The organism is Acinetobacter cumulans, from assembly GCF_003024525.3.
Taxonomy (GTDB): Bacteria; Pseudomonadota; Gammaproteobacteria; order Pseudomonadales; family Moraxellaceae; genus Acinetobacter; species Acinetobacter cumulans.
The window spans coordinates 172964-195688 of record NZ_CP035934.2 but is presented as its reverse complement, the minus strand read 5'-3'; the positions used below and the strand labels follow the sequence as shown (position 1 = coordinate 195688).

Sequence of the window (22725 nt, the reverse complement as noted above, 5' to 3'; positions counted from 1 at the left end):
ATTATTTTTAAAAATTTAGAAGCCGTATTGGAGCTGTGCGACCAACTCGTTATAGGTTTTATTGCTAATTTCGTTATTTACATGATTCAAATTGATTTGGAATTTCGTGGTTTCTGCAAAAAATGCATTTAAACCTAAGCTATGAATATCAATGCTTTGATTGACGGCATTCTTATCACGGTCAATGCTGTCAAAACGGTAAAAGGCTTGATAAGACTTCGGCCACCAGTCGTCATAGCGCCCTTGGTTGCGAAAACCTTTAACAAATTGCTCACCAAAGTTCCAAAACAGTGTGCCAGTATGTGATTCACTTTCGCGCTTATACACAGTTGCGGATTGTGGATTAAAGGTTTGATCTTCACCCTGCACATATTCGTAGGTCACCCCAAAAGGATGATGGTTGTAATAAAGATCAAAGCCTTTACGCAGTACATCGCCTTTACCTGCAAAGGCGGCTGAAGCACCTGTGGTGTCAAACAAGTTGCTCTTACCCTGATACCACGACACCCCGAAGCTCAGTTCACGCAACCATGAGTTGTACTCAGCAGGCAAGGTATAGCGCAGACGGCCAATAAAGTTTTTGTCATCGTTATCGTCTGATTTGTTTGCACCATTGCCATTCACTAAGCCAAAGGCATAACTCAACATTGGTGAACGGTAGTTATAGCCATAATCCACGGTTGGAAAGGCATCTCCACGCACAATCAGGCCCACTTCACGCAGTGCTAAACCATAGCCATAGCCCGGCAAGCTAAACAGCGCATTATTAATGGTTGGTTTTAAGTCTTCAGTCGCTTGCACTTCTTGGCCAAATGGCAGAAGTTGCTGGCCCAAAGTCACACTCAAACGACCCGTATCGGCACTTAAAGTCGGAAGCGCGTTATAAATTAACTGCGCATCTAGCAGATTCAGATAACTGTTGTTGGTGCCCGTTTGTGGGGACGTACCAAAGCGCAAATTAAAGTCGAGGTTTTTGCCTTGCTCATAGTCTTTAAACAGATTGCCTGCAAAGCCAATTTGCACCGCACCCAAGTCAAATGACGAACGGCGGTTATTGACCGCAGCGCCGGTATTTTGCCCTTGCGGTTGCACCAGTTGTGCTTCATCGCTATAAGATGCCTTAGCTTGTACAACGCCATTGATTAACAGCTGGCGAGTAGAAAGTGCGGTTTTGGTATCTCGGTCACGTTGCACTTGGTACTTAAAGTTTTCAATATCACTTTGCAGGCCTTGAAGCTCGGCTTGGGTCACAAAATTTTGTCCAGTGGCATCCTCTTCTGCATTTGAATCATCTGTTGCACTCAGCTCATCTGCACCATCCGCGGAAACCGCTTTAGGCGTAGTAGCGCTCCCCCCTTGTATACGACCCAATTCTGATTTTAATTGTTTTAAAGATTGCTCTAACTGGGCAACCTGTTGTTGTAATTGACCAATATCAGTTTCGGCATGACTGATGCCAATGCTTGCACTTAAAAGCGTTAAAGCAAATGTACCTAAACGTATCGGTTGAATAATGGACTGGCTCATAAACGATGTTCACCTACAGTTTCGCAAGTGACACATCGGTCGACTTAATCAGCACAATCACTTGGCTACCGACTTGAAGATCTAATTCCGCGACAGAGCGCGTGGTAATTACTGAAGTAAACACACCCGATGCGGTCACCACATCGACTTCAGAAACGACATCTCCTTTTACAATTTCTTGAATCGTCCCTTTAATTTGGTTACGCACATTAATGGATTGAATAGTCATTTTAAATTCCTGTTGTTTTAGTTGGAATTTAATATGACCGATTTATTAAATAATAAAAAATAATTAAAATTGATTTTTATATCTTATTTTATAAAATATAAACTAAATCCAATTTACCTGTGATTTTAAATAACCATCATCTTTCACAATAATATTTTCATACTGCCAAAAAATCACCCCACGCTCAGAAAGTTGTTTAATTTCTTTATTAATCGTTTGCCGAGAAGAAGACAATAAATCGGCCAAATCGTGTTGCGATATTTTTAATTGAATTTCGGTGCCTAAGCGATGCGCCGTACCATACTGCTGCGACAGATCAATGATGATCTTACATACTTTTTGATGTAAATTAGCAACTTGCAAAAACTTCATTTGCTCTAGTAATTGTTGCATGCGCACGCTAATGATGCTCAAAGCATCATGCATTAAGTTATTGTTATTTTTAATTTCTTGTTCAAAAAATGACATTGGAATTTGCAATACTTTCACCTGATTAAAAGCATAAAAATTATAATCGATGGCTTGTTGATTAATGCATACTGCCAAATTCATTGGGCTTTTTTCAGAAAAATAATTAAAGGCATGAAAACGCCCCAATGGGCTTAAATATCCAATTTGGATAATCCCATCGAGCAAAATGTAAATCGATTCCTTACAGTTTTCTTTATTTAAAATCAAATCACCTTTTTGATATTTCTTAATGACTGAATGTCGATTTATTTCATCAATTTTATATTCAGATAATGTTTTGAAATTATTTTTTAAAACATTATTTTTAATATTTTTATTTAAATCAGAATTAAGCATAAATTAATCCATCCAATATATTTTTATTCTATATTAGATGGATAACTTAAGCTTATCGAATCACTAATTCTGTATTGTTTTGCATATTAAATGCAAAGTTTTACATTACAACAGCTTTATTTATGAAGCTTTTTCATAAATGCCGTTTTCACTGCTATAGCGTAGATTTGAAATATCTTCTTTCACATCTTTACGTAGCACTTTACTTGGCTGACCATCTACACCTACTGGCGTATCCCCTTCTAAAGTGACACGGCGCACCACACGATGCTGATCGCCATAATCATTGATTGCACGATGTTGTGTTGCACGGTTATCCCAAATGGCAATATCACCTGCATCCCAACGCCAACTCACAATATTTTCTAATTTTTCCACATAGCTTTGGAACAAATCATATAAACGGCGCGATTCAGACGAACTATAGCCAACAAAGTTTTTAAAGAAACTGCCTAGCAATAGGGTTTTTTCACCTGTTTCAGGATGTACACGTACCAAAGGGTGCTCTGTTTCATATTCTGTCGAATTGAAATAGTTTTTATAACGTGCCAGTACTTCTGGTGGAATGCTGGCTTTTGCTGCATAGTCATAGCTATTACTATGCACCGTTCGTAAACTATCCGCTAAAATTTTCAGCTCTGCTGGCAAATCATCATAAGCGGTCGATGTATTGGCCCATACCGTATTGCCACCCACTTCAGGTGCGACCACACTACGTAAAATTGATGCTTTTGGATAAGCTTCAATAAAGCTGATGTCTGTATGCCATGCATCGGCACGTGCACCACGTGAATCAATTTCTAAAATATGTGCAGAACCATCTTTCACGGGCACAGTCGGATGATTGAGTGGCGTCCCCAAACGCGCTGCAAATGCTTCTTGTGACGCGTCATCTAAATGCTGTTGGCCTTTAAAGAAAATCGCTTTATGTTGCAGTAAAGCCTGATTAATTTCGTGAACAACGGCATCTTCAAGATCAGCCGAAAGTGTCACGCCTTCAATCACCGCACCTATACGCCCATTAATGGGTTTAACTTGAATGTGTTGAAATTGGTAGCCCATGATCAGTTCCTCATTTATTAAAATTGTTAAGACTGCTTGTCTGTGAACTCATCATGAACAGTTTGCTTATTCCAATCTGTCAATTTTTTGACATTCTTATACTCGATTTCAGATAACTAAATTCCTGTACTGCGAAAGTGGCTACATTTATGCCCTCTTTAAAAACTCAAAAGCCCTGCAATTGCAGGGCTTTTATACAACATAGACTGAAAACTGGGCTTATTTACCCTTGCCTATTTTGGTCGCCAAAGCGGTAATTTTTTGGTATCCCGTTGGTAAAATACGTTGAATTAAATCTAATGTTTTTGCATCGTTACCAATCAATAAACGACGTTTGTCTTTTTGCACCGCTTCTAAAATTTGACGCGCAGCTTCTTCAGGTGGGCAACGCAATAATTTATTAAAAGATTTTGCAGACTTTTCAGGGTTCATGCCCAAGCTCTTCAAGCTGTCATTCATCTTGGCTGCATTGGCGATATTGGTACGAATACCCCCTGGATGTACACACAACGCGCTCACGCCACTGTTTTCCATATCCAACTCTTGACGCAATGACTCAGTAAAACCACGCACTGCAAATTTAGTTGCGTTATATGCCGATTGCGTCGGTTGTGCTGTTAAGCCAAACAAGCTTGAAATATTAATGATGTGACCATCACCGGTTTTTTTGATGAGCGGTAAAAATTCTTTAGTGCCATACACAACGCCCCAAAAGTTAATATCAACAATCCATTCAAGTTCTTCATAACTCGCGCCTTCAACGGTCGAGCCTAAAGCCACGCCTGCATTGTTAAAAATCATGTTGACTGACCCATGATTTTGCACGGTGTCTTGTGCCCAAGCACGAACTTCATCCAGTTTAGCCACATTCACTTTTTTGGTGGTTACACGCACATTGCTGTCTTTAATTAATTCAAGTGTTGTTGCCAAGCCTTGCTCATTCACATCACTTAATGAAAGATGACAGCCCTGCTTTGCCAATAAAACTGCCAGTTGTTGCCCAATACCAGAACCTGCGCCTGTAATTGCTGCCACTTTGTTTTTAAAATTTTTCATGTGTTGTCCTTTTTTTCGTGCATGCGCAAACGAATAACATGATGGGCCGAATGGCCTGATCTGTACCAATTTAAATTCAATATAGTTTTGACAATTTATATTGTCAATATCATATTGGGACGCGATAGACATTCAGATTGTAAACACCAGACCATAGGTCAAATGCCAATTTGTTGTTAAGATAGCGCCAGAATAGATTGAAAATGGGCGCATGTGGCCGATGACTGAAACAGAAAAGCGGGTAGCAACACCAACCATAAAAAAGACCAAAGAACGTCAATTTAAAGGTCTATCCTTATCCGAACGCAAGCAACAGCGCCGTGAAAAACTGATTGAAGCTGGAATTGAAGCCTATGGTACACAGGGCTTTTTTTCAGTGACGGTAAAAGACATTTGTAATGAAGCCAAGCTGACTGAACGCTATTTTTATGAGTCATTTAAAAAAAGTGAAAATCTATTTCAAACTATTTTTTTACAATTGATCGATCAACTACAACAAAACGTTATGCAAGCGATTGTTCAGGCCTCCGCTGATCCCAAAAAAATGATCGAATCTGGACTGACTGCACTATTAACTACACTCAAAAATGATCCACGTATGGCACGTATTATTTATATCGACGCCATGTTGGTGCAAGAACTCCACAACCAAGCCACCATTCATGAAACCATGGCGCGCTTTGACCAAATGATTCAAGCCTTTGTCATGCTGAGCATGCCACATATTAAAAAAACTGAGGACGAAATTTCCTTAGTGGCTTCAGGCTTAAATGGTTATGTCACACAAATTGCCATTCGCTGGGTCATGAGTGGCTTTAAACAATCGATGGAACAAGTTTTATCATCTTGCAGCATTGTGTTTTTATCTTTATTCGATACTTTTTCTACTGACACAGAAGAAAATAACTCTGAATCCATTGATATTTAAAATATTCATGTGATGTACAGCCCCCATTTCTAGGGGAACAATTGCTTCCTACATCGCGTGAAATCTAGCAAAATTGTATAGAAAATTGTCACAATTCTTTGCAAAAACCAGCATTTTGGGCTTTTCTGCAATGATACTGTCATAATTAATCTTTGTAATAAGCCTGTCATAAATATAAGACGGTCAGCCGTTAACACACATGAAATAGGGTATTGCGCTGTGAAAGATGACTACATTTTAATTGTTGATGATGAGCTCCCAATTCGGGAAATGATCCATACCTCTTTGGATATGGCAGGTTTTCAATGTCAACAAGCTGAAGATGCCCGTCAAGCGCATCAGATGATTGTTGACCAACGTCCTGCACTGATTCTTTTGGATTGGATGATGCCTGGCGGTGTCAGCGGTGTCGACTTATGTCGTCGCTTAAAACGAGATGAAAACCTCTCTGAAATTCCAGTGATTATGCTCACTGCACGCAGTGAAGAAGACCATAAAGTTCAAGGTCTCGATGCAGGTGCAGACGATTACATGACCAAACCATTTTCAACGCGTGAATTGGTCTCACGCATTAAAGCAGTACTGCGTCGCTCGAATGCTTTAGGTGGCGAAAAAACCATTGATGCCAATGGTTTATTATTAGACCCAATGAGCCAGCGTGTAAGCTTTGGCAATAATATTTTAGAAATGGGCCCAACTGAATACCGCTTATTGGCATTTTTCATGACTCATCCAGAGCGCGCCTATACCCGTGCTCAACTTTTAGACCAAGTTTGGGGCGGAAATGTGTATATTGAAGACCGCACCATTGATGTTCATATTCGCCGTTTACGTAAAGTGCTTGAACCGTACAATGCAGACCGTTTTGTACAAACTGTCCGTGGCACAGGCTACCGTTTTTCTACCCGTGCGGATGCTGTTTTAGGTTAATTAAAATATATGTACGAACCCTACCCGGTCCCAGAGCTTGCTCAAGAACACAAAGCGTTTCGCTATAGCAGCCTCTGGACATTTGCCAAGCAAGACATGCGCTTGCTGGCATTTTTTCTGCTTATTGCAGCCTTGATTGGCTTTGGCATCGGATATTTTTGGATTTGTATTTCGCTCGCATTTGCACTGTTTTTTGCCCAGCAAATGCGTTCCTTATATTTAGTCAATGACTGGATTTCAAACCGTCCATACGATGTGCCTCCAAACCTTCATGGAATTTGGGGTGCATTGTTGTTTAATGTCTATCGAGCACAGCGCCAAGAACGGATTGTACAAGCCGAAATGGTGGGCTTGATTGATCGTGCACAATCATCTTTGGTCGCTTTAGCTGAAGCGGTGGTGTTAATTGATGAAATGCACCAAATTGAATGGTGGAATCCCGCAGCCGAAAAACTATTGGGCATTCAAGGACTCGACCGTGGTCGCAATATTTTGACTATTTTGCGCCAGCCTAGCTTTATTGAATATTTTAATAATTTGGACTTGGCACCCGACGGTCTAAAAATGAAATCTTCGGTACTCGAAGACCATTATGTGCAAGTCAAACTCACCCGCTTTGGTGGGGAAAGTCGTTTACTGGTGGCCTATGACGTCACCCGTATGCACAATCTTGAACAAATGCGTAAAGACTTTGTCGACAATATTTCCCACGAGCTACGAACTCCCCTCACAGTGCTCAGTGGCTATATCGAAACCTTTAATGATCAAGAAGATTTAAATCCGCGTTGGAAACGTGCCTTAGATTTAATGCAGGCACAAACCCGTCGTATGAATGCGTTGGTCAATGATTTACTGCTGTTATCACGTTTAGAAAACGAAAAGAAAATTGCTAAAAATCAGATTATTGAAATGCCAAGCTTAATGAGCCAGCTGTATGATGATGCGCATGCGTATAACGTCGATTATGGCCATACACTCAATTTAGACATCGATAGCCACTGCGACTTGATCGGCTCCGACAGTGAACTGGCCAGCGCCTTTAGCAACCTCATTACCAACGCCATTAAGTACACTCCAAAAGGCGGTACGGTGACTATGGGCTGGCATGATGATGGTGAGCATGGTTATTTTACAGTGGAAGATACGGGTATCGGGATTGACCCTAAACACTTACCACGTTTGACTGAACGTTTCTATCGCGTCGACAGTGCACGTAGCCGTCAAAGTGGTGGCACAGGATTAGGCTTAGCGATTGTAAAACACGTACTGATGCAACATCAGGCCTACCTCGAAATTGAATCTAAAGAAAACCAAGGTTCAATATTTAAAGTGGTGTTTCCCAAAGAACGTCTTTATCACGTTTCTTAATCTTTCGGCATCGTATAACACGGGCAGATCTCAACATAAAAAAACGGGCAGATCGCCCGTTTTTTATTTCTAAATATCTACAGTTAAAGCTTGCCTGATTGCTCTAAAGCACGTTCTTTTTGCAGTGCACGCTGATACGCTGGGCGCTGTTTTAAGCGCTCAACATAGGCTTGAATTTGCGGATAACTTCGCCCTGTCCGCTCTTGTAATGCAATCAGCGGAAAGCTCATTTGAATATCGGCAAAGCTAAAATCATCTGCAAAATAATCATGTTGTGCTAAGTGCTGTTCCATAAATTCAATATGTGCAGGCAAACGTGCCCCCACAAAACCGGCTTTCACCCCTTCGCCAATTTTCTTGGCAATTGGTCGAATCGGCCAAGGTACATGCGTCGGCATTTTTTCCATCACCAAGGTCATCACCAATAAAGGCATCAGTGAGCCTTCTGCATAGTGCATCCAATAACGGTACTGTTGCTGTGCGTTAAGTTCTGTAGGCTTGAAATTTGAGGCTGTATCAAACTGCGCTTGCACATGCTCTAAAATGACAGCGGATTCCGCAATCACCACGCCATCGTGCTCTAGCACTGGTGCTTTTCCCAAAGGATGGATTTTTTTTAATTCAGGTGAGCCTGAGTAATCGGCCTGCCGAGGATAATATTTTACTTGATAGTCGAGATTCAGCTCTTCCAAAGCCCACAAAATCCGAAATGAACGTGATTTTTCTAAATGATGCAGCCTCAACATTTCACTTACTCCTCTCTCATTTTTATTGTTATTTAAAGCCGAAAACTGGTTGCACGCACATTGGGTGCAAATACCAGTCTTTTACCCGCCTTCCAGCTTAAAGCAATACGGTGTTGATATCTACACTACGCAGTAAAGTTTTGGTTACAGGCGTTTTCGAGCTAATGGCCAATACTTTTTGCTGTAACTCTTCACTCAATGGTGTTTGAAAATGCAATTTACGTTCAATCCATTCCTTGCCTTCTTTATTGGCATGAAACTCAGCTTCGACACTAAACTCTCCAAGCTCCAATCCCTTATGCTGTGCATACATACGTAAGGTAATCATGGTGCATGAAATAAGGCCACTACAAATAAAATCATAGGGCGCCAAGCCCGTGTCGCCACCACCAAAAGATTCTGGCTTATCTGTGAGTAAAGTATGTTGAGTACTTGTAATTTGACCAGCCCATGGTGCTGTTAAAGTCTGAACTTTGGCGCTCGCAATTAATCCCATTGTTATTCTCCAGCTGTTTTATTTGTACAAAGCGAAAGGTTCAGCCTATAAGCTGAACCTCAACACAATCAATTCATTATTTTGAAGCACGCATTTTATCTGGGAAGACAGGTGCTTCGAGACGTGGGCCTTCATAGTCTGGAATTGTGCCAAAACGAGCATCGGCATTTATCCATTGTTCACGTGCAAGGCACAGCTCTTCTTGGGTACGACCAACAAAATTCCACCACAGTAGAATAGGTGATTCAAACGGTTCGCCGCCCAATAGCAACACACGGCTGTTGGCATGAATTTCAATATCCACATGTTCTAGACCTGGCTCAAGCACCACCATGTTGTCTGCAGTTAATTCATGACCATTAATGTGTGCCGTGCCTTCCAAAGCCATAAAGCCATATTCAAATTTTGGATTTAATGGCAAACGTGTGCGGCTATTGTCTTTGGCTTCTAAATCGACACCCAAAAGCTCTGTATGTACCGCCACAGGCGACTTGGTCTTTAAAAACTCACCCACTAAGACCGTGATCGCAACATCATCATGATGTACAACAGGAAGTTCAGGATAGTGATCAAATTGTGGTGCCATATTGATTTTATCATCAGGCAAAGCAATCCATAACTGTGCGGCATGCATGTGGGTTTCAGTATCGGGCGCCACTTCAGTATGTGAAATGCCGTAGCCTGCTGTCATCAAATTGACCTGACGCGGGCGAATCAATTGCTTCGTTCCTAAACTGTCAGTATGCATCATGGTCCCTTCAATCATCCAAGTGAAGGTCTGTAAGCCAATATGTGGATGTGGCCCAACATCTAAGCCATCGCCTTGTGGAAACACCACTGGGCCAGCATGATCTAAGAAACACCACGCGCCAATCATGCGTTTATGACGACTTGGTAATGCACGCTTAATGACCGTACCTTGTCCAATTTCAGCACGACGTAATGGGAAATTTTGAATAAATTGATTTACATATTTTTCACAATCATCAGAGTGTGAAATTTCATCATAATTGCTATTGCTCATAGTTCTATCCTAAAACTTACCCATTCAGGTTCAAGCGATGGTTGATGTAGCTTATATTAATGACTTATGAATCGCTCAGCTACACTCCCATTAATATGCTGAATTTTATAAATAGGACAATCTTATTTTTGTGACATCACAATCGTCTCTGAGCACAGTTACTCAAGCAAGAAGTACAGCCGTCGCATTCAGTTATTCATATAAAAACATATTTAAATTAATGCTGTATTCGGATTAATGGTCATATTGGCTACTGATTTTTTTTCAGTTTTTAGATTAATATTTATGCATATATTGTTAAAAACAAAATATAAATTCCCTATTTCTAGGGATACCTTTTATTTATTATTTTCCATAATAATCAATACATCTTGCCCCACGCAGGAATAATTATATGGTGGCAAAAGCAAGGCCTATGCTGAATGGGGCTTCTCAGCCCTACCCATCAACATTACATTTACTCAAACCAGAAGAACGTAATGCTGAGCATCGCAATGTCATTGAGATGGCGTTGAGGGATAAACACGCGCCTATTCCAGACTGCTTTCGCCGTGCATATTTAGACTATCAATATTACCAACAACGCCATTTCCTGATTCAAGCCAATTACATTGCTCAGCTTGTTTTCTTGCTGTATTACTTTGCCGATATGCTGGTGATTGCAGACATGCAACTGTATTCCGCAGGCTTTCGCTTAGGACTGGCATTTTTTGTAATGAGTGCGTGTTTTTATTTAATTCGTGTTCGAAAAAATATTCAAATTGCAGATATGGTACTGCCGATTGGTACAGTGCTCAGTACGGCACTGTGGGTGTATATGTTGCTTCAATCCAATAGCCCGTGGAGCGACAATTACTTATATACCTCGGTAATTTTTGTATTGATTGCCAATATATGTATACAAGTCAGTTTTAAGCCCGCGATTTATTGTTCTATTTTCATTTGCGTGATTGCAGGCTTTGGTGCACTTATGCTGATGTCTGCGCCACAAGCCATTATTTTTGCACTCACCCTTGGTCCGATTTGTCTGTTTAGTCTTTATATTAGCTGGAACAATACGCTTAATGGTCGCCGTACTTTTTTAAGAACCTTATTAGACGAATGGTATCTGAATAATTTAAATGACCTTGCACATACAGATGAGCTGACACAGCTGTATAACCGCCGCCAATTTGTGTATGCCGCCGAGCACAAAATCCATGAATGGCCTACACCGGCAGGCACCTGCTTACTGATGTTTGATGTCGATCATTTTAAAAAAATCAATGATCAGCATGGCCATGATATTGGTGACCAAGTCCTACAGATTATTGCCAATACAGCGCGTAAAGAAATGCGCCATCATGATATTTTGGCACGCTTTGGCGGTGAGGAATTTATTGCACTGATCCCCGAAACGCAAATTGACGACTGTTTAATGATTGCAGAGCGAATCCGTCTCAGCATCTCTCAAGCTCAGTTATATTTAAAACCCGATGTTAAACTTAAGTTCACTGTTTCTGTTGGAGTGGCTGAACTCAGATCACCTGAGCAAAGTTTAGATGAGCTCATTAAACAAGCCGATATTGCTCTTTATCAAGCCAAAGCCAATGGTCGAAATTGTATTGTTCGCTATGATGTATCTATGACTGAAAAACCTGATCAAACCCATAGCTTTCCAAATCCTGAAGCGATAGAACGAATTAAAGCATTGAAGAATGCAAAACATAACTTTGAATTAGCCGATACAAAATAAACTCAGGGCTTTTGCTTTATATTTTTAATTTTTTAATTACAATGAATGCAAAATTTTCACAAGTTTGTAATTGAGCTGTTCATGCAATCCGATTTACTCCCAACACCTTTTCTTCAACCAGCAAATCCAAAATTCGAATTTATAGATTTGTTTGCAGGTGTCGGTGGTTTCCGTATGGCATTACAAAATCTTGACGGACGTTGTGTTTTTACTAGTGAATGGAATCAACACGCAAAAGAAACATATTTTCAAAATTATGGTGAATATCCTGAGGGTGACATCACTTTAGACGAAACTAAAGCTAAAATTCCTGAACAATTTGACATTTTATGTGGTGGTTTTCCTTGTCAAGCCTTTTCTATTGCGGGTAATCAAAAAGGGTTTAATGAAACTCGTGGGACCTTATTTTTTGATATTGTCGATATTGCAAAGAAACATCAGCCCCGTGTAATTTTTTTAGAGAATGTTAAAAATTTAGTTTCTCACGATAAAGGCAATACCTTTGAAGTGATTAAAAACACTTTAAAGGAACTAGGTTATGCCGTTTATTTTCAAGTTTTAAATAGTATGATTCATGCCAATGTACCTCAAAATCGTGAACGTATTTTTATTGTGGCATTTCATGAAACTCTAGTTCCTAATCATGCTGATTTTCAATTTCCTGAAGCGATACCATTAACGAAGACGATTCATGATTTTTTAGAAACTGAGAAAGTAGATCAGAAGTATTATTACAAACAAGATCACATGTATTATCCAATATTAAGTGAAAGCATGACTTCTCGAGACACCTTGTATCAGTGGCGTCGTGTATATGTTCGTGAAAATAAAAGTAATGTTTGCCCGACTTTAACAGCAAATATGGGTGCAGGTGGTCATAACGTACCGTTGTTGCTTGATAATAATGGAATCCGTAAACTTACACCAAAAGAGTGCTTTGCGTTTCAAGGCTACCCCGTCAATCAAATGATTTTCCCTGAAAAAATGTCAAATAGTGCATTGTATATGCAAGCAGGAAATTCCGTCACTATGCCATTGATTCAACGAATTGGGGAACAGATTTTGGAAGTTTTAGTTCCTCAAAAATAACATCAATCATTTTAATTAATTGTCGGTGGATATCCGGTATTTTCTGACTTAAATCCACCGTATAAAAATAAAGAGGAACCCCTAACATTTTTACACTCATTTCAAAATTTTCATCAACTAGAGGATAAAGTAGCATTCCAGCATAATGACTATCTGGGTCTGCAATTTTATAGCTCATTGTATAGGTATAAATTTGGCGGATATATTCACTACTAATTTGTCTTTTACCATTCCTTTCATTTTTAAGCATATCTGTAAATTTTGTATCAATAATCAATCCAAAATCTTTCGATTTTGTTTGAATCATCATATCAAGATACATATGTGGAAAGCATTTATAAACACCTCCATAAGGATTTTCTAAATCTAGATCAACTTTAGAACCTTGCTCAGAAATAAACCTATATTTTCCTTTGTCTAGATTTAATTTAAAGAATCCAGCAATCCCCTTTTCAAAGATTTTTCTTATTTTTTCATTCGTTAACATCAATTTTGGCTGTATCGAATCACCAGTTTCTGTAGATAACAATTTCATATCATGTATCAATTTTGATAAATGGATAACGTGTTTACACACATGTTCAAAACTAGAAAAATGATCCCTATCTAAGCGATATTTTGAATTTGCTATCACACCATAACTTTTCAGTTCAAATTGATCCTTCATTAACTGTTTGCGAACTGTTGTCGAAAGATCAAATGTTAAAATTAACTCCAAGGCACTCATCATATAAGCATGACGATTTGTATTGTACGTTGTTTCATTATATGAACAATAAACCCGTCCCTTCGCCAACGACTGACGGATTTCTGTTTGATAAAAATCAATTTTTCCTTTTACTACAGCAAGCTCTTTTGATTTGGCCTTTAACTGTTTTCTTAAATGTTGATGTATATAATCTGACAAATGCTGAGAAAATACTTTTCCTATCAATGCTTCCAAACCGTCCATCTGCTCCAACTGAAATTGATCAGTTAAATTTTGATGTAAGTATTCAGAAGCATACAACATTAAAAACCATAAATTTTGAATAGGAATATTTGGCATAACAACTCCCCTAATTATTCAAAACTTATACTTTGTACTTTTTCTATATCGTCATACCAATATTCTGCCAATAAAGGTTTAATCTCATTTTCCACCACATTCTGCATCCACAGAAGTTGTTCTGCTGTATCTCCAACTTTGTCAACAGGGACAAAAAAGCTGTGGCCTAACATATAAGCGACGCCATTATTCTTTTCAATGTTTGCATTAACTTCCATCACAAAATCACGTATTTGATCTGAGAAATCTTTTTTAATACCACACTGTTTTTCTAGCCAACTTGCCCAAGCATCATTTAACAATGGCTGTAAAGTAAAGAAGCTAAAACGACGTCTAAATGCAAAATCCATATGATTAAGCGACTTATCTGCTGTATTCATCGTACCGATGATATAAAGATTATCTGGAATATAAACCTTTTCCAGTTCATGCTTCCTATATGTCAAACTAAGTGCATATTGTTCGCTTCGCTTACTATTTTCCAGTAAAGTCAGCATCTCACCAAAAATTACCGATGGGTCGCCACGATTAATTTCATCAAAAATGAACACAAAGCTTTGAGCTGGGTATTGTTTTGCTAAATCAATCATTGCTAAAAAAGGTCCATCAACCAATTCCAGCTTACCATCTGAACGTGGACGCCAACCACGAATTAGGTCTTCATAAGAATAATTAGGGTGGAACTGAACATTTTGAATATTTTGCTGATTAGGATACTGAACTATAACTTTAGCTAGTTGCTGTGCTAACCATGTTTTTCCTGTTCCAGGTGGACCTTGTAAAATAATATTTTTCTTCTGCTTTAACTGTAGAAGATAGTTAGATAAAACATTTTCGTCTATGAAACATCCTTTTTCGATTACATGCTTTAACTCATATTTTTCATCTTGTATGAATTGGCCGAAATCAAACTCATCTAAAAATTTTAAATAATTATTATCCCCTAATACAGCTTTAGGAACTCCTTTACTGACATATTCACTAAATGAATTCCAGCTCTCATTCTGTTCATCACCTTCTTTCTTCAAGACTTTAACTGTCTGAATTGATTGCTTAAGATCATTAACATCAATATTAAACAATTTGCTATCAAAAAAAATCTCGTCCCAACTTAAAATGACTTTTTCCTGAATTACTCCATCATATGATGTTTTAAAGTTCTCTGGTTTATTAAACCATTTTACAAACTCACCAACCAATACTTCTCGATCTAAAATTTGAGGCAATTTTTCTAAATCATTTTTAGTATCTTTTAACATAGCCTTATTTAAGGCTAAATCACATGGAATTAAATCCAATAATTCTTGTGGCAATTCACTTGGATATAGATCATTCACTGCTTGTAGAACACTGATACCTGACTCAATTTGTCCTAATGCTTGGTTTGGTGAGCTTTTTGTTTCAGGCCCAATACTCGGACAATCCAATAAGTCAGGATATAAGTAAAAATCTTTTTTCGTAATAACTTTTGGCAAAAAACTGATAATTTTTAAGTGAACAGAATAAGACTTTATTTTTGCCCCCTCTTTATCTTTGTATTCATCAATCGTTTTACCTTCTACTTTTGCAATTGCTTTCAAACCATTTGAATAAGAAAATTCTTTTTTACTTTCATCCCCACTCAAAACGATAAAAACTAAATTATCATTTTCAACCTTATCAAAGAGCCATGTAATACCGGGAATAATGACCTGTTCTTCACCATCTAAAATTTTTCTTATTGAATCCTGATCATTTGTACGTATTGAAAAAAAAGACATAAGCACCCTGTAAAAATTATTCATGTTCTATCAATATTATAGACATAAAAAAGGACGCCTAAGCGTCCTTTTTTATTGAAAGTTAGAGACTAAATTTATAAATCCCTAGCTCCTGCGGGCACAGCCCTTGGCGTAAAAATGGCACGAATAAGTGCTTCGTGAAAGCCCAGCATGCCTCAAGCATAGCTTTCGGCCTAATTTAGGCAAGAAACGTTGTTTCTTGAAACCCCTAAATTACTCCCATTCAATCGTTGCAGGCGGTTTAGACGAAACGTCATAAACAACACGAGAAACTTCAGCAATTTCATTCATGATACGTGTAGAAATCTTGTCTACTAAGTCGTATGGAAGGTGAGCGAAACGCGCTGTCATAAAGTCAACAGTTTCAACTGCACGAAGTGCGATTACCCATGCGTAACGGCGACCATCACCTACTACACCAACAGATTTAACAGGTTGGAATACAGCGAATGCTTGCGCAGTTTTGTCATACCAACCGCTTGCACGAAGCTCTTGCATGAAGATGTCATCTGCTAAACGAAGAATGTCAGCATATTCTTTTTTCACTTCACCAAGAATACGAACACCTAGACCCGGACCCGGGAATGGGTGACGATAAAGCATCTCAAACGGAAGACCTAAAGTTGTACCTAAACGGCGTACTTCGTCTTTGAACAAATCACGGATTGGTTCAACCAATTCAAACGCTAAATCTTCTGGTAAACCACCCACGTTATGGTGTGATTTAATCACGTGCGCTTTACCATTTTTAGTGGCAGCAGATTCAATCACGTCAGGGTAAATTGTACCTTGAGCAAGGAAGTTTACGCCGTCAAGCTTACGTGCTTCTTCAGCAAATACTTCAATGAACTCACGACCAATAATTTTACGTTTTTTCTCAGGATCAACTTCGCCTGCAAGCGCAGTTAAGAAGCGATTTTCAGCATCGGCACGAATCACATGGATACCCATGTTTTTCGCAAACATGTCCATCACTTGTTCGCCTTCGTTCAAACGAAGTAAACCGTTATCTACAAATACACATGTCAATTGATCGCCAATCGCACGGTGTAAAAGTGCAGCCACAACAGATGAGTCAACACCACCTGAAAGACCTAAAAGAACTTTTTGATCGCCAATTTGCGCGCGAAGTTGTTCTACACGTAAATCGATGATGTTTTCAGAATTCCACAAGCTACGGCAACCACAAATACCGTGAACGAAGTTCGACAGTAATTCAGCACCTTTTGCAGTGTGTGTTACTTCTGGGTGGAATTGAATACCGTAGAAACGACGCGCTTCGTCAGACACCATGGCAAATGGGCAACTTGGTGTGCTTGCAGTGACTTGGAAGCCTTCTGGAATGGCAGTCACTTTATCGCCATGACTCATCCAAACCTTAAGCTTGTCTGCAGAATCTTCAAGATCACCAATCAATTTGTCACGAACTTGAATATCTACTTCTGCATAACCAAATTCATGCACATCACCTGGCTCTACTTTACCGCCAAGTTGTTGTGACATGGTTTGAAGGCCATAGCAAATCCCTAGAACAGGAACACCAAGCTCAAACACAACTTGAGGTGCGCGAGGGCTACCATCAACATAAACGCTTTCTGGGCCACCTGATAAGATGATACCGTTTGGATTAAATGCGCGAATGTCTTCTTCAGACATATCAAAAGCATACATTTCAGAATATACGCCAGCTTCACGTACGCGACGTGCAATTAACTGACTATATTGAGAGCCGAAATCCAAAATGAGGATACGATCTTCGGTAATTTGAGTATTGGTAGTCATGACAAACAACTATGAAAGGCTAACGAAGGATTAGCGCGCCATTCTATCATTTTTCTCAGGCTAACGCACATTATTCGGACAAGCTCTAAAAACAAACAATCTCCTTGCATCACACTGCTTTTATGCTGAGACATACCGACAGTCATGATTTGCAAAAAGGTATGCTCAGCAAAGTAAAATTATCTTCAGGTCGCTTTTTCAATTTTTAGGACATGCAAACCTGTAGGCTTATAGCTATGCTTAGCAACTTCAGCATCAATATGCACTTGATCTCCAGCATGTATACCTGCTGCTTTCCAAGTTTTTTCATTCATTTCTAATAAAATTAACCCTGTCCCATCGTTAAATTCATAATTATCTAAATTCAAATGTTTAACCAACGTCCCCGTCAGCTGGACGACATCTGCATTGGCCAAATGTTTAATGTCAGCAACGTGTACCGCATGTTGCTCTGCTTGCTGAGTGGTCTGTATCACATCTTGTTGTGCCAAGGCATGTGCAGATAGAGCCAATGAACCAACAAGCACCCACGCTATTCGATATTTATTCATTATTTTGTCTCTATATTTGTATTTATTTGAAATTCTATCTAAACAAAATTCTGCCCGCTTAGATGTGCCTTTTTGTAAATGTTATACGCAAAATTAAAGCGGTCTTATGACCGCCTTATATAGCAATAAGATACTGATGCTATTATGATTTTTCAAATAAAGCATCTAGACTAATTTTGCCTGCACCATGCAGTGCCAAGAAGATAAAACCACCTGCCATCGCCAAGTTTTTCATCAAGTTAATGCTGTCTTCTGCACCTGAATGGAAAATAAGCGCCTTTACTATGCTAAAACCGGCTAAACCCAATGCAACAAGACGTGTTTGTAAGCCCAGTAAAATGGCTATGCCTCCACCCAATTCCATTAAAATAGTCAAAGGTAATAAGCCACCAGGAACACCCATTGCTTCCATATAACCTTGTGTTGCTTGATAAGCCGTTAGCTTACCCCAGCCCGCAATAATAAAAATAAAAGCCAATAGTGCGCGCCCTATTACAGAACTCAATGCACTCACGACAGGATTTTCACTAGCCTGTTTCAGCACAGTATTTGGATTTAACATCTTATTCACCTGATTAAAATCTATTCATTTGATGTGGCTATGTTATTTTGTTGCCTTTTCGGAATAAACCTGATTTTTAATAACCTTCGTCCTATAAATAGAACGAATTAATGATAAATTAGTCTGTAATTAATACTGACTTTCTATAAGGGTGCTGATAGCATCAAACCACATTTTTACGTGTTGAATATTCATGGAACTTATTGATTTTATATTGCATGTCGATACCCATTTACTCGAATTCATTCGTAATTATGGGGGATGGATTTATGCCATTCTTTTCCTGATTATTTTTGTAGAAACTGGCCTTGTGGTGATGCCGTTTTTACCTGGCGATAGTCTATTATTTGCTGCAGGGGCATTGGCTGCATCTACTGGTGCAATGAATCCTTGGGTATTGTTTATCTTATTGTTTATGGCGGCTGTGTTGGGTGATACGCTAAACTATCATATTGGTAAGTATATTGGCCCACGTGTGTTTGAAATTGAATCGCGTTTTATTAATAAACAGCATTTGATTGCAACACAAAAATTCTTTGAAAAACATGGTGGTAAAACCATTATTTTTGCGCGTTTCATTCCGTTTGCGCGTACCTTTGCACCTTTTGTAGCTGGTGCAGGCAGTATGAATTACAAATTCTTCCTGACTTATAACGTCATTGGTGCGTTCTGCTGGACAGGTTCATTCATTTTATTGGGTTACTTATTTGGCAATATGCCGATTGTAAAAGACAATTTTACTCATCTTATTTTCGGCATCATTATCATCAGTGTTTTACCCGGCATCATTGGTTTTATTCGCCAAAAGCTGAAAAAGTCTAATCCTTCAGCATAAGTGCTTGCCCTTTATGCCGAAAAAAATCGCATAATCACTGGGCACATACATAACACCAATAACATGGCCGATCCTTTATATAAAAGATCGGCTTTTATTTGCTTTAAATTTCCCGCCAAAATAGCACGACCAAAAGCCATCCAAAACATCGCCACTGGGCAAAGCACTAAGCTAAAAACCGCAAATACCAAAATAAAACTGGTCGGATTGTCCCATGTATTGAGTGGAAAAATCCCGGCAGCAAAAAGCAAAGCCTTTGGATTTTTTAAGGTCGAAAAAAATAATTGATGCGGTCGAATACCATTAAAACGCGCATTATGTTGCTGTAAATGTTTGGCCGTCCATAAATGAAACGCCAGCCAAAACACATAGCCCACGCTAAAAAGATGCAAAATTAAGATTAAATGTGGCCAAGTCGGTGAACTTAGATGAATAAACAAGGCCCACAAATTAATGGCATAAAAATAACCAAAAAACTGTGCAGGAATAAACAGGCTGGTTTTCGCAACACCCTGCTGATGCGCTGAGCTTGCTAGTAAGGCATTCGTCGGTCCTGGTGTCATCAGAACGGCAATCACAGCCAATACAAAAAGCCAACTCTCAATCATAAAACCTAAGAAATTCAACAAAAATCGATCGCCATTATCTGCCAAGATTGACAAAAAACAAGTACGCATCCGATCAAAAAAATGTATTTAAGCCATCACAAAGCGAGACAATGCCCTATTCAAAAATTGAAATGAAGCAGGTGAAGAAAATATCAGAATAATTAAAAGATATTGATTTATAGAAATAATTTAAATTTAAAGCGGGGCTTTTATTTAATACTGAGCTGGCCATAAAGAGGCCAAGAGAATGTAAAGAAAAAGACAAATTTTATTACACTTTTCTCATGCTCAGCCTGTGGCACATGACAGGCCAAGCATCAGATCGAATGATTATTTTGCAGGTGTTGCTGTACGTGGAACCATTGCACAACCTTTAAAATTCGCAGCTTGTAATACCGCTTCTTGCTCCCCTTTTAAACGAGCAATTTCAGTATTTTTGGTATTAGATGATTGACCCATATTCACAGATACACTCGGTCCAATACCCCAGCCACCGCGACTTCCCCAACCACCGCCTAAACCAAGCCCGATCCCCATACCTGTACGTTTTGCAGGTTGTACACCATCATTTAAATGTTGCTGAATTCGGTTGTACTCACTTTGCAATTGGTAGCAACTCAGTGCTTGATACTGCGTTGGTGAGACATAAGTTGGTTTTACCGTCGTTGCACAAGCACCTAAGAGCATTGTACTTGTAACCAAAAGGCTGACATAGATCGCTTTCATTCTGTTCTCAAACTACTTCTTTTCAATTTCATTGAACAATAATTGATAGGCTTGCGTCAATTTATGTTCTGCAGCCAAATGAATCAATGGCTGATTTTTATGATGCGATTCTTTCATAATAATAGACGGTGGCAACATGCTCTCTAAAACAGGTAAACCTTCATCCTTTAATTGCTGTACCACCTCACGCGGTAATTTAGCCTGTGCCTGAAACTGATTGACGACAATGCCTTCAATTTCTAAGCGATCATTATGATCATCTTGAGTTTCAATCACGTTTTCAATCAGGGTTTGTAAGGCACGCTTAGAAAATACATCGCAATCAAAAGGAATTAATACACGATCCGCTGCAATTAAAGCCGATAAAGTAAAAAAGTTAAATGCAGGTGGCGTATCAATAAAGATCCGATCATATTGCCCATTTAGCTGTTGCAATGCATCGCGGAGCTTATAAATTTTATGCTTAGATTCTAATACATGCGCCAAAGCACCTAAACTTGGGCTGGCAGGAATCACGTCTAAATTTTTAAATGGCGATTGATGCACATAGCCTTCAAGACCTTTGGAACGATTTTTTAACAATGAACCAATGGCATTGCCTAATAGGCCTTTACTTTGGGGTGCGCCTAAAACGTCCTCAAAATAATTTTCAATATTTGGCTCAAGTGCAGGTTTGTCTGCCGAATAAGTTGCGTCATCGCCTAACAAATATTGACTCGAGTTGGCTTGTGGGTCTAAGTCAATCACCAAAGTTTTTAGACCTTGATGAGCACTAATGGCTGCCAAATTGACGGTAATACTGGATTTACCGACCCCACCCTTTTGATTAAATACCACGCGCGTCCGCATGTTGTCCCCTCAAATTTTATTATTGATATTCATCGATGGGTCTTAGTTTAACCAAGACCCAATTTGGCTTGCCCAATCATGTCGGACAATTAACCAAAGTTTGGCTTTAAAATCACTAAACCAATAATTGAAACTAAAGATAGCACCGCCAAAAATAGACCTGCACGGCGTTGTACCAATAAGATCTCATCTCCCTTGCGGTATGCTTTACCCAAAGAAGACAACAAAACTAAAAACAACACCACTTTGGCATAAAACCAAGGCTGTACATCAAAGTTTTTCATCCACAATAAAACAATGCCCGTCAATGCAATGAGCGTCATGGCACCATGCTGTAACGCAACAAATAATTTACGTGCTACGGGGTTTGGCTGATTGCCTTGTACCCCTTGGAATAGTGTAAATGCACGTACTAAAACAGCCAAGCACGCCAAGGTTGCGCCACTCATGTGTACAATCTTAATCAGTAAATGTGTATCCATCGTGACTTATTCCGCTTTCGGTGCATGAGCGCATTCTGGGCTCGGTGTAGCTTGTCCTGCCCATTCTTCAGGCAAAAAAGCATGAATTGCCAAAGCATGGATTTTACCTGCACCTAATAAGTCACCTGCAGCGCTATATACTTTTTGGTGGCGCTGGACTAACCGTAAACCACTAAAGGCTTCGCTCACAATGATTGCTTTAAAGTGTGACTCTTTACCTGGGAAATAACCACCATGCCCAGCAGATTCGTTCACCACCTCTAAATGACTTGGCGTTAATTGCTGTAAACGCTCAATCAATTGTTGCTCCAAGTTCAAGACCTGACTCCAAAAATCCAAATTTATCGTTTGAGTATACATGCTTCTTTCGTGGCATTGCGCCAGCGCACAGACGAAAAAAACAGTCTGCGCTGAAAAAAACAGCTTAAAATTGCAAAAATTGATTTTATTTTATGCAAACAACACAAGCTTTTGCATAATTCTATTGACCGAAAAAGGCTTTAC

The 22725-nt window shown here is 39.2% G+C and carries 24 protein-coding genes; 6 read left to right on the top strand and 18 right to left on the bottom strand.

The annotated features are described in order from the left end of the window. Positions 1-15: 15 nt before the first annotated feature. From C9E88_RS00855 to C9E88_RS00835, 5 genes are all read right to left on the bottom strand, one after another. Positions 16-1527, bottom strand: coding sequence for a porin family protein (locus C9E88_RS00855; RefSeq protein WP_106985288.1), 1512 nt, complete (start codon positions 1525-1527; stop codon positions 16-18). A 13-nt stretch (positions 1528-1540) separates the two neighbouring features. Next, on the bottom strand, positions 1541-1756 hold the full coding sequence (locus tag C9E88_RS00850; protein ID WP_106985287.1) for a TOBE domain-containing protein: 216 nt from the start codon (positions 1754-1756) through the stop codon (positions 1541-1543). 102 nt (positions 1757-1858) lie between these two features. Beyond that, a complete protein-coding gene (locus C9E88_RS00845) occupies positions 1859-2563 on the bottom strand; it encodes a Crp/Fnr family transcriptional regulator (protein ID WP_106985286.1) in 705 nt (234 codons plus the stop codon). A 120-nt stretch (positions 2564-2683) separates the two neighbouring features. After that, positions 2684-3625, bottom strand: coding sequence for a TauD/TfdA dioxygenase family protein (locus tag C9E88_RS00840; protein WP_106985285.1), 942 nt, complete (start codon positions 3623-3625; stop codon positions 2684-2686). A 219-nt stretch (positions 3626-3844) separates the two neighbouring features. Beyond that, on the bottom strand, positions 3845-4681 hold the full coding sequence (locus C9E88_RS00835) for an SDR family NAD(P)-dependent oxidoreductase (protein WP_106985284.1): 837 nt from the start codon (positions 4679-4681) through the stop codon (positions 3845-3847). Between the two features lie 220 nt (positions 4682-4901). Between C9E88_RS00835 and C9E88_RS00830 the strand changes: the two genes are divergently transcribed. From C9E88_RS00830 to phoR, 3 genes are all read left to right on the top strand, one after another. After that, positions 4902-5609 (top strand): TetR/AcrR family transcriptional regulator, encoded by a 708-nt coding sequence (locus C9E88_RS00830; protein WP_106985336.1) that lies wholly within the window; start codon positions 4902-4904, stop codon positions 5607-5609. A gap of 219 nt (positions 5610-5828) precedes the next feature. After that, complete coding sequence (phoB, locus tag C9E88_RS00825) at positions 5829-6539, top strand: phosphate regulon transcriptional regulator PhoB (protein WP_106985283.1); 711 nt, start codon at positions 5829-5831, stop codon at positions 6537-6539. A 9-nt stretch (positions 6540-6548) separates the two neighbouring features. Next, positions 6549-7907 carry a phosphate regulon sensor histidine kinase PhoR gene (gene phoR, locus C9E88_RS00820; protein ID WP_106985282.1) on the top strand — a complete coding sequence of 453 codons (1359 nt, stop codon included), beginning with the start codon at positions 6549-6551 and terminating at the stop codon, positions 7905-7907. An 83-nt stretch (positions 7908-7990) separates the two neighbouring features. On the opposite strand, the gene C9E88_RS00815 is transcribed toward phoR, so the two are convergent. From C9E88_RS00815 to C9E88_RS00805, 3 genes are all read right to left on the bottom strand, one after another. Continuing rightward, positions 7991-8653, bottom strand: a complete 663-nt coding sequence (locus C9E88_RS00815; RefSeq protein ID WP_106985281.1) for a glutathione S-transferase family protein — start codon at positions 8651-8653, stop codon at positions 7991-7993. 97 nt (positions 8654-8750) lie between these two features. Further along, entirely contained in the window at positions 8751-9149 is a 399-nt protein-coding gene (locus C9E88_RS00810) for an OsmC family protein (protein WP_106985280.1), read from the bottom strand. Positions 9150-9225: 76 nt separating this feature from the next. Further along, on the bottom strand, positions 9226-10173 hold the full coding sequence (locus tag C9E88_RS00805; protein ID WP_106985279.1) for a pirin family protein: 948 nt from the start codon (positions 10171-10173) through the stop codon (positions 9226-9228). A gap of 394 nt (positions 10174-10567) precedes the next feature. Between C9E88_RS00805 and C9E88_RS00800 the strand changes: the two genes are divergently transcribed. Both C9E88_RS00800 and C9E88_RS00795 read left to right on the top strand, forming a co-directional pair. Continuing rightward, positions 10568-11908 (top strand): GGDEF domain-containing protein, encoded by a 1341-nt coding sequence (locus C9E88_RS00800; RefSeq protein WP_106985278.1) that lies wholly within the window; start codon positions 10568-10570, stop codon positions 11906-11908. Between the two features lie 81 nt (positions 11909-11989). Then, complete coding sequence (locus C9E88_RS00795) at positions 11990-12997, top strand: DNA cytosine methyltransferase (RefSeq protein ID WP_106985335.1); 1008 nt, start codon at positions 11990-11992, stop codon at positions 12995-12997. On the opposite strand, the gene C9E88_RS00790 is transcribed toward C9E88_RS00795, so the two are convergent. The 5 genes from C9E88_RS00790 to C9E88_RS00770 form a co-directional block, all read right to left on the bottom strand. Continuing rightward, the gene (locus tag C9E88_RS00790; RefSeq protein ID WP_106985277.1) at positions 12936-14045 is read right to left on the bottom strand and encodes a 5-methylcytosine restriction system specificity protein McrC; all 1110 of its coding nucleotides are present in this window, start codon (positions 14043-14045) and stop codon (positions 12936-12938) included. The genes C9E88_RS00795 and C9E88_RS00790 overlap by 62 nt on opposite strands. A gap of 14 nt (positions 14046-14059) precedes the next feature. Beyond that, a complete protein-coding gene (locus C9E88_RS00785; RefSeq protein WP_106985276.1) occupies positions 14060-15829 on the bottom strand; it encodes an McrB family protein in 1770 nt (589 codons plus the stop codon). A gap of 210 nt (positions 15830-16039) precedes the next feature. Continuing rightward, positions 16040-17608 (bottom strand): glutamine-hydrolyzing GMP synthase, encoded by a 1569-nt coding sequence (gene guaA / locus C9E88_RS00780; RefSeq protein WP_106985275.1) that lies wholly within the window; start codon positions 17606-17608, stop codon positions 16040-16042. A 185-nt stretch (positions 17609-17793) separates the two neighbouring features. Next, positions 17794-18159, bottom strand: a complete 366-nt coding sequence (locus C9E88_RS00775) for a NirD/YgiW/YdeI family stress tolerance protein (protein ID WP_106985274.1) — start codon at positions 18157-18159, stop codon at positions 17794-17796. Positions 18160-18301: 142 nt separating this feature from the next. Continuing rightward, a complete protein-coding gene (locus C9E88_RS00770) occupies positions 18302-18721 on the bottom strand; it encodes a DoxX family protein (RefSeq protein WP_106985273.1) in 420 nt (139 codons plus the stop codon). 193 nt (positions 18722-18914) lie between these two features. Between C9E88_RS00770 and C9E88_RS00765 the strand changes: the two genes are divergently transcribed. After that, positions 18915-19556 carry a DedA family protein gene (locus C9E88_RS00765; protein ID WP_106985272.1) on the top strand — a complete coding sequence of 214 codons (642 nt, stop codon included), beginning with the start codon at positions 18915-18917 and terminating at the stop codon, positions 19554-19556. Between the two features lie 11 nt (positions 19557-19567). Here C9E88_RS00765 and C9E88_RS00760 read toward each other — a convergent pair whose 3' ends face one another. The 5 genes from C9E88_RS00760 to C9E88_RS00740 form a co-directional block, all read right to left on the bottom strand. Continuing rightward, complete coding sequence (locus C9E88_RS00760) at positions 19568-20164, bottom strand: LysE family translocator (protein WP_106985334.1); 597 nt, start codon at positions 20162-20164, stop codon at positions 19568-19570. Between the two features lie 330 nt (positions 20165-20494). Further along, positions 20495-20890 (bottom strand): hypothetical protein, encoded by a 396-nt coding sequence (locus C9E88_RS00755; RefSeq protein WP_106985271.1) that lies wholly within the window; start codon positions 20888-20890, stop codon positions 20495-20497. Positions 20891-20902: 12 nt separating this feature from the next. Further along, positions 20903-21739, bottom strand: a complete 837-nt coding sequence (locus tag C9E88_RS00750) for a ParA family protein (RefSeq protein ID WP_106985270.1) — start codon at positions 21737-21739, stop codon at positions 20903-20905. Positions 21740-21828: 89 nt separating this feature from the next. Next, positions 21829-22221, bottom strand: coding sequence for a SirB2 family protein (locus tag C9E88_RS00745; RefSeq protein ID WP_106985269.1), 393 nt, complete (start codon positions 22219-22221; stop codon positions 21829-21831). A 6-nt stretch (positions 22222-22227) separates the two neighbouring features. Further along, entirely contained in the window at positions 22228-22539 is a 312-nt protein-coding gene (locus C9E88_RS00740; protein WP_106985333.1) for a BolA family protein, read from the bottom strand. Positions 22540-22725 lie beyond the last annotated feature (186 nt).